This window comes from Zobellella aerophila (assembly GCF_039539325.1).
GTDB classification, from domain to species: Bacteria; Pseudomonadota; Gammaproteobacteria; order Enterobacterales; family Aeromonadaceae; genus Oceanimonas; species Oceanimonas aerophila.
On sequence record NZ_BAABCX010000003.1, the window covers coordinates 168,343 to 186,725 of the forward strand.

Genomic DNA, 18,383 nt, shown 5'->3' on the forward strand with positions numbered 1-18,383 from the left:
GACCCTCCGCGCCAGGGCCGGAAAATGCTCCTGCCGTTACGGCATTCCCGCCATCCATGGCGGTCAGTCGTGCGGCGGAGCCCCCAAGGATGGGTTTACGGCGAGTCTGCGTTCGAGCCTGATTTCTGTAGCACAATTTAGGAACAGTTATTTAAAGCGTAATACAGAAGGCAGGGTGCGGAGCCGGTGGATGGGAATGCTGAACAGGATCCGGCCATCTGCTATGATTCCGTTCGGTCAGAGGCTCAACTTATATTAGGACGACAGATGCAGATTGCCGATAACACAGTGGTTCAGTTCAATTACCGCCTGAAGGGCGAAAACGGCGAGGTGCTGGAGAGCAATGCCGGCCAGGCGCCGCTCGCCTACCTGCATGGCCACAACAACATGATGGTTGGGGTGGAGAAGGCCTTCGCCGGCAAGGCCGAAGGCGACAGCTTCACCGTGACCCTGCCTCCCGCCGAGACCTACGGAGAGCGCAAGGAAGGCTTTACCCAGCGCATTCCGGTCAAGCATCTGCTGGGCGCCAAGCGCTGGCAGGCGGGCATGACCGCGGTGGTGCAGTCCGAGCAGGGCCAGCGGCAGGTGACCATCCTCAAGGTGGGCAAGTTTATGGCCGATGTGGATTTGAACCATCCCTGGGCCGGCCGCACCCTGACCTTCGATCTGGAGGTGCTTTCGGTGCGGGCCGCCAGCGAGGAAGAGATCGCCCACGGCCATGCCCACGGCGAAGGCGGCCATCACCACTGATGGAGAGGGCGGCCAAGGCCGCCCCTTTTGCATCAGGCTCCTGATCATCTATAGTGACTCGAGTTACACTGGCATCATCTCCATCCCGTCGATGACCACAGCAGTTTTGCCATGACATCCCTTCTTGCTTTGACCCACTGTCCCTGATCCCTGTCCGAAAGGTAGCAGCCTTAAAATCAGCCACTTAGCGAGTGGTCATATATTTTTTTGATTTTTGGCCTGACCAGTTAGTGGTTTTTTATATCATTCAATCCCTTTCCTAGCCTAAGCACTCCTCCAATTAATCATAAACGCTGCTTTTCCTCAGATACGGCTGTCGCACGATGTTCGCCCATATTGCTGTTATATCGTGCATCCCCTCCTTGGGGAGGCTACTTTATCCTGATTAATAGATCCGCTTCACAAATTTAACAAAGAATGGTGTACTTAGATTGATCAATAACTGGCCTGATCTTAATCTTCGCGCTGGTCATGACAATGGTTGAGTTTGGTCAGGCCAAAATAACTGAGTTCAAGTTTACATCGAGCTTGGAAGCTCTGGTAAGCGTCAGGCCCCACTGTGGCGGGCCTATCGTGATCACAATGAAGGAGTCAAGATGAAAAGGTCATTGATTAGTGCGAGCACCCTCGCCCTCGCCCTGCTTGCCGGTTCGGCCCAGGCGGCAGAGTTCGAACTGAAGTTGGGCCATGTGGCCAACGAGGACAATAGCTGGCACCAAGCGTTCGAGAAATTTGCCGAGCTGGTGGAGCAGAAATCCGCTGGACGACTGGAGATCCAGCTCTATCCGAACTCTCAGCTGGGCAATGAAACGGATCTGATCAACGGTATTCAGCTGGGCATCGTTGATATGACCATGAGTGGTGAAACCCTGCAAAACTGGGCGCCCAAGGCAGCCCTGTTGGCGGTTCCCTATGCGCTGAGAGATTCAGCGCACCTGCAGCAAGTGGCGGGCGGCGAGTTGGGCAGGGAAGTGGAGCAACAGATCACCGAGCGCACCGGCTTGGTCCCCCTGACCTGGTTCGAACGCGGCGCCAGGGAGCTGACCTCCAACAAGCCGGTGAAAACCCCGGAAGATCTGAAAGGCATGATAGTCCGTGTGCCCAACGTCCCCCTGTTCGTGTCCGCCTGGCAGGCGATGGGAGCCAAGCCGACGCCGATGGCCTTCGGTGAGGTGTTTACTTCCCTACAGCAGGGGGCGATCCATGCTCAGGAAAATCCGCTCTCCCTGATCGACAGCGCCAGCTTCTTCGAAGTCCAGAAGTATGTGAACAGGACGGATCATGTGCGCAGCTGGATTTATGTCCTGATCGGAAAACGCCAGCTGGAGCAGCTGCCGGAAGAACTGCAGCAGATCCTGATGGAGTCGGCCAAGGAGATGCAGGCTTATGAGCGCACCCTCTTTACCCAGGCCGAGGCCGAGCTGGAAGCCAAGTTGAAGGAAAAGGGCATGGAGTTCGTGGATGTCGATCAGGCGGCCTTCAAGGCCAAGGCCCTGGAGGCCGTCCGGAAGACATTGGATGCGGAGCAGCTTGAGCTCTTCAACAAGATCCAGGCGATCTGATTCATCGGCTTTATTTATGGGGGGGCGACCCTCCATATGGGATCAACGATATGCGTATGCTTGAAGAAAATATCAAGACGGAAGCGCCTGCCGGTGGCTGGCTGAACACCATCGAATGCTGGTTGAACAGGGTGTTTTCATCACTGACGGTGGTGCTGCTGCTGGCCCTGTGTGGCGTCGTGCTGCTGCAGGTGACCGCGCGTTTGCTGTTACCGAGCTCACCGGCCTGGACGGAGGAGCTGTCCCGCTATCTGTTCATCTATGTGGTGGCCTTCGGGATCGGGGTGGCCTACCAACAGGGGGAGCTGGTCAGCGTTGAGCTGTTTCAGAGCCGCCTGAGAGGCCTGAGCCGGCCGCTCTACCGGATGCTGATCAGCCTGTTGATGCTGGGCTTCTGCGTGCTCATGTTTAAACCAGCCCTGGCCTTTAGCGCCATCGGCGAGTTTCAGACTTCGCCCACCCTCTTTATCAAGATGCAATTTATGTTCGTCTCCACCCTGTTGGTATTCGTCAACTTGTTTGCCTACATCCTGCTGGATCTGCTGCGTTGCCTGCAGGCGTTGTTCAAAGGGGAAGTCTGATTATGGAAGTCGCGGTTCTCTTTATCTCTTTCTTCGGTTTGCTGCTGCTGGGGCTGCCCATCGCCCTGACCCTGGGGATGTCTTCCCTGGTATATCTGTTTATCTCCGGGATCCCGCTGACGGTGGTGCCCCAGAAGATGTATTCCGGCATAGATTCGTTCGTGTTGTTGTGCGTCCCCGGCTTCATCCTGGCCGGTAACCTGATGAACGCCGGCAATATCACCGATCAGATCATCCGTTTCAGCAATGCCCTGGTCGGGCATGTGCGTGGTGGCCTGGGGCTGGCCAATGTCGCCGGCTCCATGCTATTCGGCGGGGTGTCCGGCACCGCGGTGGCGGACACCGCCAGCATCGGTTCGGTGATGATCCCGGGGATGGCCCGCCATGGCTACGACAAGCCTTTTGCGGCCGCGGTCACGGCGGCGTCATCGACCATAGGACCTATCATACCGCCCAGCCTGCCGATGATCATCGTCGGCACCCTGACCGGCATTTCCGTGGGGCAGTTGTTCCTGGCGGGTGCCATTCCCGGTTTGCTGCTGGGTCTGGCAATGATGGTGACCTGCTACCTGCTGGCCCTGAAGCGGGGGTATCCGCGGGAGCCCTGGGCCGGCTTTCGTAACCTGCTGCTGGCGTTCCGCCGGGCGTCCTGGGCCATCTTCCTGACGTTTCTGATCATTTTCGGCATCGTCGGCGGCTTCTTTACGCCGACCGAAGCGTCCATCATCGCCAGCCTCTATGCCCTGCTGGTCGGCATGTTCGTCTACCGGGGGCTGACCTGGCGCGAGCTCCCCCAAGTGCTGAAGGCAACGGGGGTGACCACGGCCGCCCTGATGCTGCTGGTGGGGCTGGCCAACGTCTTTGGCTGGATCCTGACCAGTGAGCGGATCCCCCAGATGATTGCCGACGCCATCCTGGGGATCAGCGATAACCCCTTGATCGTGCTGTTGATCATCAACCTGCTGCTGTTGCTGGTGGGCAGCTTTATGGAGACCATCGCCGCCCTGATCATCCTGTTTCCCACCCTGCTGAAGGTGGCCACCCTGGTGGGGGTTGATCCGGTGCACTTTGGCATCATCGCCGTCCTGAACCTGATGATCGGCTTGACGACACCCCCCGTCGGGGTCTGTCTGTTCGTGGCTTCCTCCATCGGCCGTTTGCCCATTGCCGAGGTGACCCGGGCCATCATCCCCTTCATCCTCACCAATATCCTGGTGTTGATGGCGGTGACCTATATTCCGGCCCTTTCCCTGTGGCTGCCGGGCCTGTTCTATGGCGAATAAGTCTTACATTATTTCAGTTGAGCGAGCATTGTTATGAAAATCATTGAAGGTAAAGTCATCGTCTGTTCTCCGGGACGCAACTTCGTGACCCTCAAGCTGGTGACGGATGAGGGTATTTACGGCATCGGTGACGCAACCCTGAACGGACGTGAGAAGTCGGTGGTCAGTTTCCTGGAGGACTATGTGGTTCCCTGCCTGATCGGCCAGGATGCCTCCCGTATCGAAGACATCTGGCAATATCTGTACCGGGGGGTTTACTGGCGCCGTGGTGCGGTCAACATGACCGCCATCGCCGCCGTCGACATGGCGTTGTGGGATATCAAGGCCAAGGCGGCCAACATGCCGTTGTACCAGCTGTTGGGGGGCAAGAGCCGGGATAAGGTCATGGTCTATGCCCATGCCAACGGTCATGATATCGAAGAGGTGGTGGACGAGGTGGGTAAGTGCCTCGAACAGGGCTACCAGGCGGTGCGCGTGCAGTGCGGCATTCCCGGGCTGGATAAGACCTATGGCGTGGGCAAGAAAAACGAGCGTTATGAGCCGGCGGACTCGAGCATCCCTTCCGAGCATGTCTGGAACACCACCAAGTACATGACCCATGTGCCCCAGCTGTTCCGGCGGCTGCGTGATGTCTATGGTGACCAGCTCGAGTTGCTCCATGATGTGCACCATCGTCTGACCCCCATCGAAGCCGCTCGCCTGGGCAAGGAACTGGAACCTTGTCGCCTGTTCTGGATGGAGGATCCGGTGCCGGCGGAAAATCAGGAGTCCTTCCGGCTGATCCGCCAACACACCACTACCCCCTTGGCGGTGGGCGAGGTATTCAATTCCATCTTCGATTGCAAGTCATTGATTGAAGAACAATTGATCGATTATATCCGCGCCACTGTGGTACACGCGGGGGGCATAACCCATCTGCGCCGCATCGCCGATTTTGCCTCCTTGTACCATGTGCGCACCGGCTGTCACGGGGCGACCGATTTGTCGCCGGTCAGCATGGGGTCGGCCCTGCACTTCGATTCCTGGGTGCCCAACTTCGGGATCCAGGAACATATGGCGCACAACGAGCTGACCGAAGCGGTATTTTCCCATGGCTATCAGTTCGAGGCGGGACATTTCGTGCCCGGCGAACGGCCCGGTCATGGCGTGGACATCGATGAGCAGCTGGCAAAAAAATACCCCTACAAGCGTGCCTGCCTGCCGGTCAACCGGCTGGAGGATGGTACCTTGTGGAATTGGTGAATTAAAAACGAGGGGAGACGGGCAATGATAGATAAACAGGCAAAGCATACCCGGTTGTATTTACAGGTGGCGAATACCCTGATCGATAGTATTCGTAAGGGGCAGTTCAAGGTGGGAGAGCGACTGCCACCGGAACGGGATCTCGCCGCCCAGCTGGATGTGAGCCGGGCCAGCCTGCGGGAAGCCATGATTGCCCTCGAGCTTAATGGCGTGGTGGCAATCCGCAAAGGCTCGGGCATAGAAGTATTGCAGGCTCCGGAGAGCAATGTGGCCGTCTCCGATCCCGTGACCCCGTTCGAGTTGCTTGAAGCTCGCGAGCTGATTGAACCCCAGATTGCCAAATTGGCCGCCCGCAAGGCGACACCAGAAGACATAGAGCAGCTGCGAGACACCCTGAGGCTGATGGAGCTCGCCCTGAAGCTGAGCGTGGAAGCGTTGCGGGAGGCGGCCAGTGTAGACGCCGATCGCCAGTTCCACGCGGCGCTGGCGGAGATTTCGGCCAACCCCCTGATGCAGGAAATGATGGAAAAAGTCTGGAGCAAAGGCGTACGAGGCGCGCTCTGGGAGAGGTTGGATCATCACTCCCATGCACCATCATGGCGCCAACGCTGGATCGACGATCATACCGCCATCTTCAGGGCGATTGAGGCCAAAGATGAAGATGCCGCCTATCAGGCCATGTTGAAGCATGTGCTGAATGTCGGTGAAGTGGTCACCAATTTCGACGTGGTATAGGCGTCAAGAGAGTTACAACATGAAAGCATTGAAAATTCATCAGCCTGAGGATATCCGGCTGGAAGACGAGGCCCTGCCGGCGCTGGCCGAAGGGCAGGTCCGGCTGGCCATAGAATCGGTCGGTATCTGCGGCTCGGACCTGCATTACTACTATGAGGGTCGCTGCGGCAACTTCGTTATCCGGGAGCCTTTCAGTCCGGGTCATGAAGCGTCGGCGACCGTGCTTGAAGTCAAGGCCGAACATTGCGGGCTGCGACCGGGAGACCGGGTGGCGTTGAACCCGGGCCACCCCTGTGGCCAATGCGCTCCCTGTCGCCGGGGCAGCAGCAACCTGTGCGAGCAGATGCGTTTCTTCGGCACAGCTTCTACCTGGCCCCATAGCCAGGGGCTGTTGCGCCAGTTCGTTGACGTCTGGCCGAGCCAGTGTCACCGGATCTCCGATGATATCAGCTTCGAAGAAGCCGCCTGTGGTGAGCCGCTGGCGGTGGCGGTGCACTCGGCCCACCGGGCCGGTGACCTGAACGGGCGCCGGGTGCTGGTGCTGGGGGCGGGGCCCATCGGCAACCTGATCACCGCCGTTTGTGCCCATAAGGGGGCCCGGGTGGTGGTGACGGATCTGCAGGACCATGCCCTGTCCATCGCCGCCGCCATGGGGGCGGCGGTCACCATCAATGTCGCCAAGCAAGCGGAAGCGCTGGCCCGGGAGGTAACGGCCGGGGGCGAGTTCGACGTGGTGATGGAAGTGACCGGCAGCCCCAAGGCGCTGGACGATGCCCTGCCGTACGTGCGGCGCGGCGCCACCCTGGTCCAGGTCGGCGGCTTCGGCGCCGGGGTGCAGCTGGACAGCCTGGGGCTGATCATGAGCAAGGAGCTCAACTACCTGGGCTCCTTCCGCTTTACCGAAACGGATTACCAGGAGGCGGTGGCGCTGCTCAAAGGCAAGGCGCTGAACCTGGCGCCGATGCTGAGTGCGACCCTGCCCTTGGAGCAGGCGGAGGCGGCCTTTGCCCTGGCCAGGGACAGGACCAGGGCCAGCAAGGTACACCTCAAGATGCGGGGTTAATCCATGCAGCTCAACCGGAACAATCTCAAGCGGGCCAACGCCGGGACGGCGGTGCCCGGTTATGACAGGGCACCGCTGCAAAGCCGCATCCTTCATTTCGGCTTCGGTGCTTTCCACCGGGCGCATCAGGCCCTGTATCAGGATCGGCTGTTGCAGCTGGAAGGGGGCGGCTGGGGGATATGTGTCGTCAACCTGCGCAGTGCCGGACTCCTCGAATCATTGCGGGCACAGGATCATCTCTTTACCGTGCTGGAGCAAGGAGCGGAAGGGAACCAGGCCAGGGTTATCGGCAGTGTGACCGAGTCCCTGCATCCCCGGCTGGACTCCCCGGCTGCGGTGATCGCCAAGCTGGCGGATCCGCAGCTGGCGATCGTCTCCATTACCCTGACCGAGAAAGGATACTGTATCAACCCGGCCACCGGCCGCCTGGATTGGGACAATCCCGATATCCTGCGGGATCTGGCCGAGCCGGGCCAGCCGGTATCGCTGATCGGCTATATCGTGGCCGGCCTGGCCAAACGGCAGGCGCTGGGGCTGGCCGGCGTGAGCGTCATGTCCTGCGACAATATTCCCGACAATGGCCGGGTCATACGCCAGGCGGTGCTGGATCTGGCATCGAGACGGGATCCCATGTTGGCGGCCTGGATTGAACGGGAAGTCAGTTTTCCTTCCACCATGGTGGATCGCATAGTGCCTGCGGTGACGGCCGATACCCGTCGTGAATTACGCGACACCCTGGGACTCGACGATGCCTGTGGCGTGGCTACCGAGCCTTTTACCCAATGGGTGATCGAGGATGACTTCGTGGCGGGCCGTCCGGCCTGGGAGAAGGTCGGGGTCGAGCTGGTACGGGATGTGCGCCCTTTTGAAGCAATGAAACTGAGGATGCTGAACGGCACCCATTCATTTCTGGCGTACCTGGGCTACCTGGCCGGTTACGAATATGTCTCCGACTGTATGGCGGATCCCGTGTTTGCCCAGGCGGCCCGGAGGCTGATGCTGGATGAGCAGGGCGTTACCCTGTCCATGCCGGAGCAGGAGGCGCTCACCGCTTATGGAGAGCGGCTGCTGGCCCGATTCCGCAACCCTTGCCTGCGTCACCGTACCTGGCAGATTGCCATGGACGGCACCATGAAGCTGCCGCAGCGGTTGCTGGCTCCCATCCGACAACAGCTGGCCGAAGGCAGGCCCTGGCCGCTGTCTGCCCTGGCCGTCGCGGGCTGGATGCATTACGTCGGCGGCGTGGATGAACAAGGGAACGCCATCGATGTCCGGGATCCCCTGTGTGACAGCTTGGCGTCCCTGGTGCAGGCCGCCGGGGATGACGAGGCCTTGGTCAGGCGGCTGATCGGGCTAGAGTCGGTATTTGGCAGCGACTTGTCCGGTAATGAAGGTTTTGTCGGCGGCATCCTGCCGGCTTACCGGCGGTTGAAACAGCGGGGGGCAGCCCTGGCGGTGGCCGACACCTTGAGCCTGCGGCAAGGAGATAATGATGTCCGACGTTAAGCTGGCGGTGCTGGGTGAGTGCATGGTGGAGTTGCAGCAGACGCCGCAGGGGCTCAGCCAGCGGTTTGGTGGCGATACCCTCAATACCGCCCTTTACTACCACAGGGTGTGCGGCGGGGAAACGGCCTATGTCACCGGTCTGGGCCGAGACGGTTTTAGCGATGCAATGTTGCTCCAATGGCGGCAGGAAGGGTTGGATACCAGCCTGGTCAGCCGCCTGGACGACAAGCTGCCGGGTCTCTACCTGATCGAGACCGATGCGCTGGGAGAGCGGCGTTTTCACTACTGGCGCAAGGACGCGGCCGCCCGCTACTGGCTGGAACGCCCCGGCGCCGAGGCGATGCTGGCCCGGCTGCAGCAGGCCGAGCTGATCTATCTGAGCGGGATCAGCCTGGCGATACTGACCGAGGCCAGCCGGGAGCGGTTGTTCGACTTCCTGGCCGGCTTCCTGGGAAGGGTTGTCTTCGATAACAACTATCGTCCTGCCCTCTGGCCGGATCCCGCCCAGGCACAGGCCTGTTACACCCGCCTGCTGAAATATACCGACATGGCCCTGCTGACCTTCGAGGATGAGGCTCTGCTCTACGGCGACGAACGCCCGGAGGAGAGTATCGCGCGTACCCTTGCCCTGGGGGTCGGGGAGCTGGTGCTCAAAATGGGGGCTGAACCCTGCCTGCTGGTGGATTCCTCGGGTCGCCGGCAGGTGGCAGCGGAGCGGGTGGCGACAGTGGTAGATACCACCGCCGCCGGCGATTCGTTCAACGGCGCCTATCTTGCCAAGCGCCTCCATGGCGCCACCATGGAGGCGGCGGCGAGGGCCGGCCACCGGCTGGCTGCCCGTGTCATCCAGCACAGAGGAGCCGTGATCGACCCTGAATTTATGCCAACCTTTTAACACGAGATGGAACCTATGGATCTGGAACAACAATTAGCGGCCTTCAAGGTCGTTCCCGTGATTGCCATCAACAGGGCCGAAGATGCCCTGCCCCTCGCCAGTACCCTGGTGGAAAACGGCCTTCCCTGCGCGGAAGTGACCTTCCGCACCGACGCGGCCTGCGAGGCGATCAGGCGGATCCGGGCCGCGCACCCACAGATGCTGATCGGCGCCGGCACCGTGCTGACCCGCGACCAGGTAGATCAGGCCATAGAGGCCGGCGTCGACTTCGTGGTCAGTCCGGGCTTTAATCCAGAGATCGTCAGCTACTGCCAGCGGCGGGGCATGCCGATGGTGCCCGGGGTCAATAACCCGAGCCTGGTCGAGCAGGCCATGGCCATGGGACTGAAGACCCTGAAATTCTTTCCGGCTGAGGTGTCGGGCGGCCTGGGGATGATCAAGGCGATGGCTGCCGTCTATCCGGTACGCCTTATGCCGACCGGCGGTATCTCGCCGACCAATATCAAGGAGTATCTGGCCCAGCCATCCGTGCTTTGCTGCGGCGGTACCTGGATTGCCCCCACCAAGCTGATTGACGAAGGAAACTGGGAAGAAATTGGCCGGCTGGTGCGGGAGGCCGTGTCCCTAGTGCAACAAGCATGATCTGGTGAGCCGTTATCCCCGGCCTGATCGTAAAAAGGCCAAGAGTCTCGTCTTGGCCTTGGGAAGGGGAAAAGCGTTAGATTTCTAGGGTATTGGGAGTAGGGCTACCCCATCACCACTGAGCCGCTGGCTTGAACCAACAAAAAGGCCGAGCATCTGCTCGGCCTTTTTGTTGGGTGAGGCAGACACGGTACACGCCAGGGCTAGCGGCCAATCTCTGTGGGCTGGACCAGTCTCAGGTAGTCTTTCATGGGCAGGCTAAACAGCTCACGGTAACTGCCGGCACTGAAGACGATCTCTTCCTGGTGTGCTAGTTCGGTGTCTATATACACCGGCATTTCATACAGGTTGCCAAAGGGAGGCAGGGCACCGACTTCGCAGTCGGGAAACTTCTCGCGGAAGTTGTTTTCATGCAGAAAGGTCGCCTCCTGCGCCGACAGGGACCGGGCCAGACTGTCGGGATGGATTATCTTGGGGGCGGGCACCACTATCATTGCCATCTGGCCATCCAGCGTCATAATCACTACCTTGGCCATCACCCTGCCCGGTATATGGGCTGCCTCGGCCACCTCCTGGGCGGTAAACGCCGGCGAGTGGCTAATGACCCGATATTTGACCCCCTGCTGATCCAGGTATTGCTGCAATCGTTGGGCCGGCATAAGCAGTCCTCCTCGACAGATACTGAGCGTCGGTTGAAGTATAGGCCATGGGGAGGATGCGGGCGGCGTACCATAGACCCCTGAGGAGAGATCGGCCGGGAGCTGCAACCGATTGTGCATTGAGGTGTTGAGGACATTCCTGATGCCCCTTCCCTGGCGCTTGTATGGGCGGAGTTGGGGCTTTTACCAAAGAGCTAGTGGTGGGAATGGATGTAGCTGATATTAAATGAGATATCACCAAAAGCCGAGCAGGCGCTCGGCTTTTTAGTTTTTATATCAAATAGTTATCTCATGGTCACAAACTCTTCGGCGCCGGTGGGGTGGATGGCCACACAGGCGTCGAAGTCGGCCTTGGTGGCGCCCATCTTCACCGCCACCGCGAAGCCCTGCAGGATCTCGTCCATGCCGAAGCCGATGCCGTGGATGCCGACGATTTTTTCGTTGTCGCCCACGCACACCAGCTTCATCTTGCAGGGCTGGCGGTGCTGGGTGACGGCGGTATACATGGCGGTGAAGCTGGAGGTATACACCTTCACCTGCTCGTCGCCATGCATTTCCCGGGCCTGGGGTTCGGTCAGTCCTAGGGTACCTATGGGCGGATGGCTGAACACCACGGTCGGCACCAGGTCGTAATCCATTTTGGCATCGGGCTTGTTGTTGAACAGCCGTTCGGAGAGTTGCCGGCCGGCCTTGACCGCCACCGGAGTCAGCTCCACATAGCCGATGTTGTCGCCTACCGCATAGACGCCGTTGGCGGTGGTGTTCTGGTATTCGTCGACCTTGATGTAGCCATGCTGATCCACGGACACCCCGGCGGCCTCCAGGTTCAGGCCGGCGGTCAGCGGGCGGCGGCCGATGGCCCAGATAAGGCAGTCGACATTGATGTTTTCGCCATTGTCCAGGTGCAGGGTCAGGCTACCGTCGGCCTGCTTTTCCACGCTCTTGGGAACGGCCTGGGTATGCAGCTGTGGGCCTTCGGTATGCATCACCTCGACCAGGGTGTCGGTGAGCAGGGGATCAAAATTGCGCAGCGGGGCCTGTTTACGTACCAGCAGGTGGGTTTCCGAGCCCAGGGCATTCATTACCCCGGCCAGCTCCACGGCGATATAGCCGGCGCCGACCACCGCCACCCGCCTGGGCTGCTCGTTCAGCTCGAAGAAGCCGTTGGAGTCGATGCCGTATTCGGCACCGGGAATATGGGGGATGATGGGCTCGCCGCCGGTGGCGATCAGGATATGGTCGGCGGTGTACTGCTCGCCGTTTACCTCTAGGGTGTGGGCGTCCTTGAAGCGGCCGAAGCCCTTGATCACGGTCACCTTGTTGTTGCCCAGGACCCGGTCGTAGGACTGGTGGATGCGGCCGATATAGGCCTGGCGGCTTTCCACCAGGCGGGCCCAGTCATGGCCCTTGAGGTCGATATCGAAGCCGTAATCCTCGGCGTAGAGCTTGATCGCATCGGCTACCTGGGCGCCGTGCCACATCACTTTTTTCGGCACGCAACCGACGTTGACGCAGGTGCCACCCAGATCTTTGGCTTCAATTAGGGCTACTCTTTTACCGTACATGGCGGCCCGGTTGGCCGAGGCGATACCGCCGCTGCCGCCGCCGATGGCGATATAATCGAAATGTTGTGCCATAAACCTCTACTCCGTTCGTTAGTGAACCCGATATTGAACAGTTGGGGCCGATTGTACACCAACTCAAGTCGGCCGCAGATAAAGAGTGTCCCGGCCGGGAAACTGGCTTACCGGTTGAAAATTGTGCGTTTCGTCAGCAACCGGCTGCCGATGGCCAGGAAATGCTTGAACATCGGGGGCAGTATCACCATCTTAGGGGTATTCCCTCGTCCGCCTGCCGGGCTTGACGATGGCCCTAACAACAAGAGGTAACTGGTTATGACTAATCCGCTACTGACCATGGACGGTCTGCCGCCGTTCAGCCAAATTCAGCCGGACCATATCAAGCCGGCGGTGGAACACGCCATTGCGGATTGCAAACGCCGGATCGAGGCCGTGCTGGCGCGTGATGAAGAGTTTACCTGGGACAACCTGGTTGCTCCCCTGGAAGAAGTCAACGATCACCTCAGCCGCATCTGGTCTCCGGTCGGTCATCTAAACGGCGTGCTCAACAGCGATGAGTTGCGCCAGGCCTATGAGTCCTGCCTGCCGCTGCTGTCCGAATACCAGACCTGGGTCGGCCAGCACGAAGGCCTGTTTGCCGCCTATCAGGGTCTGGCCGAGCGGGATGACTTCAAGAAGCTGAGCCAGGCTCAGCAGAAGGAAGTGGAGAACACCCTGCGCGACTTCCGGCTGTCGGGCATTGCCCTGGAAGCCGAGCACAAGCAGCGCTTTGGCGCCATTCAGGCGCGGTTGTCGGAACTGGCATCGACTTTCTCCAACCGGGTGCTGGACGCCACCCAAGCCTGGTTCAAACAGGTGACCGATAAGGTGAAGCTGAGCGGCCTGCCCGAGTCGGCGCTGGCCGCCGCCGAGGCGCAGGCCAAGGCCCGGGAGCTGGAAGGCTGGGTCTTCACCCTGGATATTCCCTCCTATCTGCCGGTGATGATGTACGCCGACGACGCCGCCCTGCGGGAAGAAATGTACCGTGCCTACAGCACGAGGGCGTCCGATCAGGGCCCCAATGCCGGAGAGTTTGATAACACCGCGATCATCGAGGAAATCCTGGCGTTGAAGCAGGAGCTGGCCGAACTGCTGGGCTTTGAGCAGTATGCCCAGCTGTCCCTGGCCACCAAGATGGCGGACAGCGAGCAGCAGGTGCTGGAATTCCTCGATGAGCTGGCGAGCCGCTCCTATCCCCAGGGCCAGGCGGAGCTGGCCGAGCTGACCGAATTCGCCCATCGGCACCATGACATCGCCCAGCTCAATGCCTGGGACGTGACCTACTATGGCGAAAAGCTCAAGCAGCATAAATACACCATTTCCGATGAAGAGTTGCGGCCCTATTTCCCAGAGCAAAAGGTGGTGCACGGGCTGTTTGAAACCGTTAAGCGGCTGTTCGGTATCAAGGTCGTGGAGCACTTCGGGGTGGAAGTCTGGCACCCGGATGTGCGTTTCTTCGACATCTATGATGAAAGCGGCGAGTTACGGGGCAGCTTTTACCTGGATCTCTACGCCCGGACCAACAAGCGGGGTGGCGCCTGGATGGATGACTGTATCGGCCGCCGTTATCGGGAAGACGGCAGCCTGCAGAAGCCGGTGGCCTACCTGACCTGCAACTTCAACGGTCCGATCGGTGACTCTCCCGCGCTGTTCACCCATAACGAGGTGGTGACCTTGTTCCATGAGTTCGGTCACGGCCTGCACCATATGCTGACCCGGATCGATGTGGCCGGGGTAGCCGGTATCAACGGTGTGGCCTGGGATGCGGTGGAGCTGCCCAGCCAGTTCCTGGAAAACTGGTGCTGGCAGCCCGAGGCGCTGGCCTTTATTTCCGGTCACTACCAGAGCGGCGAACCCTTGCCGGCGGAGCTGTTGGAGCGGATGCTGGCGGCGCGTAACTTCCACTCGGCGCTGATGATGCTGCGCCAGCTGGAGTTTTCGCTGTTCGATTTCCGCCTGCATATGGCCAGGGACGGCGCCCAGCCCGGACGGGTACAGGACATCCTCAATGAAGTACGCAAGAGGGTCTCAGTGCTGCCGCCGCCCGATTTCAACCGCTTTCAGCACAGTTTCTCCCATATCTTCGCCGGCGGCTATGCGGCGGGCTATTACAGCTACAAGTGGGCGGAAGTGCTGTCCAGCGATGCCTTCTCCCGCTTCGAGGAGGAAGGGGTATTCTCGGCCAAGGCCGGCCGCGACTTCCTGCATGCCATACTGGAGCAGGGCGGTTCCCGGGCGCCGATGGAATTGTTCAAGCAGTTCCGTGGCCGCGAGCCCAAGATAGATGCCTTGTTGCGGCATTGCGGTATTGCGGCCTGAGGTTCACTGGCATTTGTTCCAAGCTGGGATGGTCGGCTTGATGGCGAACCATCCCAGCTTGCCTGAACACCCTTTAAACCTGTCTGATATGACTCAACGGCTGGCCTTTGGGCCAGCCGTTGTCTGTGGTAGTTCCCTATGACCGAAAAATTGATCCCCCTGCGTATCGAGCTGGAAGACCCGGCCCTGCAGGCCGAGGCCGAACGGCTGGCGCCGGCCATGCAAGGGGTGGCCGCCGCCGCGCCCTTTGCCCTGGTGTTTGTCGAAGGGCGGTTGGAGCTGCGCAAGCTGGACGAACCCAAGCTGGGCGCCGTCTATGTGGATTTCGTCGGCGGTGCCGCCGCCCATAGGCGCAAATTCGGTGGCGGGCGCGGTCAGTCGATCGCCAAGGCGGTGGGCCTCAAGCACGGGCTGACGCCGACCGTGATCGACGGTACCGCAGGCCTGGGTCGGGACGCCTTCGTGCTGGCCTCCCTGGGTTGCCGGGTGACCCTGTGCGAGCGGCATCCGGTGGTGCATGCCCTGTTGGCCGACGGCCTGCGCCGGGCGCGGGAAGATGCGGAAATCGGTGGCTGGGTCGGCGATCGACTGTGGTTGAGCCCGACCCCCTGTGGCCTGGAAGGCATCACCGAGCCGGTGGACGTGGTCTATCTGGACCCCATGTTTCCCCATAAGAAGAAATCGGCGCTGGTGAAGAAGGAGATGCGGGTATTCCAGTCGCTGGTCGGGCCGGACCTGGATGCCGACGGCCTCCTGCCCCGGGCGCTGGCGCTGGCGCGGGCGCGGGTGGTGGTCAAGCGGCCCGACTATGCGGGCTGGCTGGCGGAGCAGGCGCCGAGCACCAGCATCGAAACCAAGAACAACCGCTTCGATATCTACGTCAAGGCGGCATTGCAGGGCGGCTAGCCTGATTTGTAATACTAAACAGATTAAATAACGGATCTATGTTGTTGCTCTGTACAGGTCGGACAAAGGGGCTCCTCCTCCGAGACGCTTCAAGCACACTCCCTATGATGCTCAGCACATGTCATCTGACCGCCAGGGATGGCGGGAATGGCAGGAGCATTTTTCGGGCCTGTCATGTGCTGGTCGGTGAAGTAGCACCCTTCGTCCTCCTTATGCCATCGAGTTGCCTGGTGGCGCTGTCTACAGGCAACTCGATGTATGAGAAGAGGCAGCAGAGATCGCCTCCCACGACCGTGAAATGTCATGGACGGCATTTCCCGAGCCCTCAGGGATGAGTTTATGGCGTGTCGTGGGAGATGACTGTGTTGCCTCTGAAATTCAGGCTTAAATATGTCAGGTCTATATTCAAATTGGTATAAGAGCCCGACTCCGGGGGCGATGCAGTTATCGCGGCGAGATCGGGGCTCCACACCTAGCTCGAATAATCCGATATTCAAACTGCGTGTTGCAGATGCACAAACAACTGTTTCTGCAGTTCGGGGGCGGACAGCGGTCTGTGGTGGATCAGCTCCAAGCGGCCTTCTTTCTGCGGCGCGATGCGATAGACGCTGAGCTGGCCGCCGACCATGTTGAAGGCCCGCCAGCCATCGTCGCAGGGTAACACCGCCTTGAGCCGGTCGACGGCCAGGGATTCACAAAAGGCGGTGAGGCCGGGCAAGTCGAAGCGCAGCTCATCGAGAAAGCGCCAGCCGATGCTGAAATGATCTTCCCCATGATTGCTGTACCTGCGCCAGGGCTGGCCCTTGCTCAGGCGGGGGCCGCTGTCGGCGATCAACGGCCGGCTTTCGATACCGGCGTGGGCATCGGGCTTACCCGCCCGGCGCCGGGGATCATGGGGTTGTTCGAGCCATTCCAGACCCAGCCGCCCCTGCTCGACCACGACCAGGCCTTGCTTGGCCGGTTGCAAGTGTTCGTAATCCCGGCGCAGGGCCTCCAATTGCTGTGCGCTGCACAGATCGGACTTATTGGCGACCAGGATATCGGACAGGGCCACCTGATCCCGATAGGTTTCGTGCTCCCGGTAGCGGGGGTCCTGCCATTGGCGTGGATCGACCACGCAGAAGGTGGCCTTCAGCGCCAGCTTGTCTTGGTAATGTTCCGCCGTCAGGGTATCGATAATGCGGCTGGGATGGCCGAGGCCGCTGGGTTCGATCAGCAGCCGATCGGGTTTGGCCTTGTGCAGCAGGGCGTTGAGGCCGATTTGAAAGGGCAGCCCGGAGACGCAGCACAGACAGCCACCGGGCACTTCCTTGATGGTTGCCCCCTGATCCGCCAGCAGGGCGCCGTCTATGCCGACTTCGCCGAATTCGTTGACCAGAATGGCCCAGCGTTCATGTTCGGGCTTGGTGGCCAGCAGGTGGCGCAGCAGGGTGGTTTTGCCGGTGCCGAGGAAACCCATGATCAGGTGGGTGGGAATAGCGGTCAGCATAGCTGGGATCTGTGGTCGGGAATGATTCTGTTATCTTATAACACTTTTAGGTGACGGCAAACCGGTGAAAGGCGCATGTCGCGTGAAGTCAAAGGGGTTAGCCCGGCCGGCGAGGCTAACCCCTTGTCGCGTTACAGCCCGGGGCGTTTAAGGCTGGATCAGCACCCGGCCCCTGAGCTTGCCGTTGAGCAGATCCTGGGCGGCCTGGATGCTTTGCTCCAGGGTGAATACCTGGACCTGCTCTTCAAAGTTCAGGGGCAGGCTGTTGTGCAGCCGCTCCCAGGCCTGGATACGCTGTTGCTTGGGGATATGCACCGAATTAATGCCCAGCAGGCTGACACCGCGCAGGATAAAGGGCATCACAGTGGTGTGCAGGCCCACCCCGCCGGCCAGGCCGCAGGCGGCCACGGCACCGTACATCCTGGTCTGGCTCAGCACCCGGGCCAGGATTCGGCCTCCGACCGTATCCACGGCCCCAGCCCAACGCTGGGATTCTAGCGGGCCGGGCTCACCATCCAGTTCGGCCCGTTCGACGATCGCGGCGGCCCCCAGCTGTTTCAGCCAGTCCGCATGCTGCGGCCGGCCGGTGGCAGCGTGTACTTCATAACCGGCCTTGGCCAGCAATTGTACCGCCACCGAGCCGACGCCGCCGCTGGCGCCGGTGACCAGCACAGGGCCCTGCTCGGGGTTGATCCCCGCCCGCTCCAGCGCCATCAGGCTGAGCATGGCGGTAAAGCCGGCGGTGCCGATGGCCATGGCGCGTTTGGCGCTCATGCCGGCCGGCAGCGGGATCAGCCATTCGGCCCGGGCGCTGGCCTTCTCGGCCAGGCCGCCCCAGTATTGTTCGCCCACACCCCAGCCGGTAAGTAGCACTTCGTCGCCGATGCGATAGTCCGGATGGTCGGAAGACAATACTGTACCCGCATAATCGATGCCGGGGACCATGGGCCACTGCCGGACAATTTTACCCTTGCCGGTAATGGCCAGGGCATCCTTGTAGTTAAGGGTGGAGTAATCCACCTTCACCAGCACGTCGCCGTGGGTGAGCCGGCTCTCCGGTAGACGTTGCAGGCTGGCTTTGGTGTTTTTACCAGCTTCTTCTAAGACTAATGCATTAAACATGGTGAGCTCC

General features: G+C 60.4%; 16 protein-coding genes. 12 read left to right on the forward strand and 4 right to left on the reverse strand.

What is annotated here, in order from left to right:
• Window positions 1-267 precede the first annotated feature (267 nt).
• The 10 genes from ABD806_RS12300 (at window position 268) to ABD806_RS12345 (ending at window position 10,259) form a co-directional block, all read left to right on the forward strand.
• Window positions 268-750, forward strand: a complete 483-nt coding sequence (locus ABD806_RS12300; protein WP_344958383.1) for an FKBP-type peptidyl-prolyl cis-trans isomerase — start codon at window positions 268-270, stop codon at window positions 748-750.
• Window positions 751-1,346: 596 nt separating this feature from the next.
• On the forward strand, window positions 1,347-2,312 hold the full coding sequence (locus tag ABD806_RS12305) for a TRAP transporter substrate-binding protein (RefSeq protein ID WP_344958385.1): 966 nt from the start codon (window positions 1,347-1,349) through the stop codon (window positions 2,310-2,312).
• A 50-nt stretch (window positions 2,313-2,362) separates the two neighbouring features.
• Window positions 2,363-2,893: a TRAP transporter small permease gene (locus ABD806_RS12310; RefSeq protein WP_344958387.1), complete on the forward strand. Its 531-nt coding sequence runs from the start codon at window positions 2,363-2,365 to the stop codon at window positions 2,891-2,893.
• A 2-nt stretch (window positions 2,894-2,895) separates the two neighbouring features.
• A complete protein-coding gene (locus ABD806_RS12315) occupies window positions 2,896-4,176 on the forward strand; it encodes a TRAP transporter large permease (protein WP_344958389.1) in 1,281 nt (426 codons plus the stop codon).
• 33 nt (window positions 4,177-4,209) lie between these two features.
• On the forward strand, window positions 4,210-5,418 hold the full coding sequence (gene manD / locus ABD806_RS12320) for a D-mannonate dehydratase ManD (protein WP_344958391.1): 1,209 nt from the start codon (window positions 4,210-4,212) through the stop codon (window positions 5,416-5,418).
• 24 nt (window positions 5,419-5,442) lie between these two features.
• Window positions 5,443-6,153: a FadR/GntR family transcriptional regulator gene (locus ABD806_RS12325; protein WP_344958393.1), complete on the forward strand. Its 711-nt coding sequence runs from the start codon at window positions 5,443-5,445 to the stop codon at window positions 6,151-6,153.
• Between the two features lie 19 nt (window positions 6,154-6,172).
• Window positions 6,173-7,216, forward strand: a complete 1,044-nt coding sequence (locus ABD806_RS12330) for an L-idonate 5-dehydrogenase (RefSeq protein WP_344958395.1) — start codon at window positions 6,173-6,175, stop codon at window positions 7,214-7,216.
• A gap of 3 nt (window positions 7,217-7,219) precedes the next feature.
• Window positions 7,220-8,722, forward strand: coding sequence for a mannitol dehydrogenase family protein (locus ABD806_RS12335; protein WP_344958397.1), 1,503 nt, complete (start codon window positions 7,220-7,222; stop codon window positions 8,720-8,722).
• The gene (kdgK, locus tag ABD806_RS12340; protein WP_344958399.1) at window positions 8,709-9,617 is read left to right on the forward strand and encodes a 2-dehydro-3-deoxygluconokinase; all 909 of its coding nucleotides are present in this window, start codon (window positions 8,709-8,711) and stop codon (window positions 9,615-9,617) included. The genes ABD806_RS12335 and kdgK overlap by 14 nt, the downstream gene beginning before the upstream one ends.
• 6 nt (window positions 9,618-9,623) lie before the next feature.
• Window positions 9,624-10,259 carry a bifunctional 4-hydroxy-2-oxoglutarate aldolase/2-dehydro-3-deoxy-phosphogluconate aldolase gene (locus tag ABD806_RS12345; RefSeq protein WP_344958401.1) on the forward strand — a complete coding sequence of 212 codons (636 nt, stop codon included), beginning with the start codon at window positions 9,624-9,626 and terminating at the stop codon, window positions 10,257-10,259.
• A 203-nt stretch (window positions 10,260-10,462) separates the two neighbouring features.
• Here ABD806_RS12345 and ABD806_RS12350 read toward each other — a convergent pair whose 3' ends face one another.
• Together ABD806_RS12350 and gorA are read right to left on the reverse strand one after the other, a co-directional pair.
• Window positions 10,463-10,918 carry an aminoacyl-tRNA deacylase gene (locus ABD806_RS12350; protein WP_344958403.1) on the reverse strand — a complete coding sequence of 152 codons (456 nt, stop codon included), beginning with the start codon at window positions 10,916-10,918 and terminating at the stop codon, window positions 10,463-10,465.
• Window positions 10,919-11,202: 284 nt separating this feature from the next.
• Window positions 11,203-12,555 (reverse strand): glutathione-disulfide reductase, encoded by a 1,353-nt coding sequence (gorA, locus tag ABD806_RS12355; protein WP_344958405.1) that lies wholly within the window; start codon window positions 12,553-12,555, stop codon window positions 11,203-11,205.
• Between the two features lie 258 nt (window positions 12,556-12,813).
• Here gorA and prlC point away from each other — a divergent pair, with 258 nt between their 5' ends.
• Both prlC and ABD806_RS12365 read left to right on the forward strand, forming a co-directional pair.
• A complete protein-coding gene (gene prlC / locus ABD806_RS12360; RefSeq protein WP_344958407.1) occupies window positions 12,814-14,856 on the forward strand; it encodes an oligopeptidase A in 2,043 nt (680 codons plus the stop codon).
• A gap of 159 nt (window positions 14,857-15,015) precedes the next feature.
• Complete coding sequence (locus ABD806_RS12365) at window positions 15,016-15,762, forward strand: class I SAM-dependent methyltransferase (protein WP_344958882.1); 747 nt, start codon at window positions 15,016-15,018, stop codon at window positions 15,760-15,762.
• Between the two features lie 493 nt (window positions 15,763-16,255).
• Here ABD806_RS12365 and ABD806_RS12370 read toward each other — a convergent pair whose 3' ends face one another.
• Entirely contained in the window at window positions 16,256-17,251 is a 996-nt protein-coding gene (locus ABD806_RS12370; RefSeq protein WP_344958409.1) for a CobW family GTP-binding protein, read from the reverse strand.
• A gap of 147 nt (window positions 17,252-17,398) precedes the next feature.
• The gene (gene acuI / locus ABD806_RS12375) at window positions 17,399-18,373 is read right to left on the reverse strand and encodes an acrylyl-CoA reductase (NADPH) (protein ID WP_344958411.1); all 975 of its coding nucleotides are present in this window, start codon (window positions 18,371-18,373) and stop codon (window positions 17,399-17,401) included.
• Window positions 18,374-18,383 lie beyond the last annotated feature (10 nt).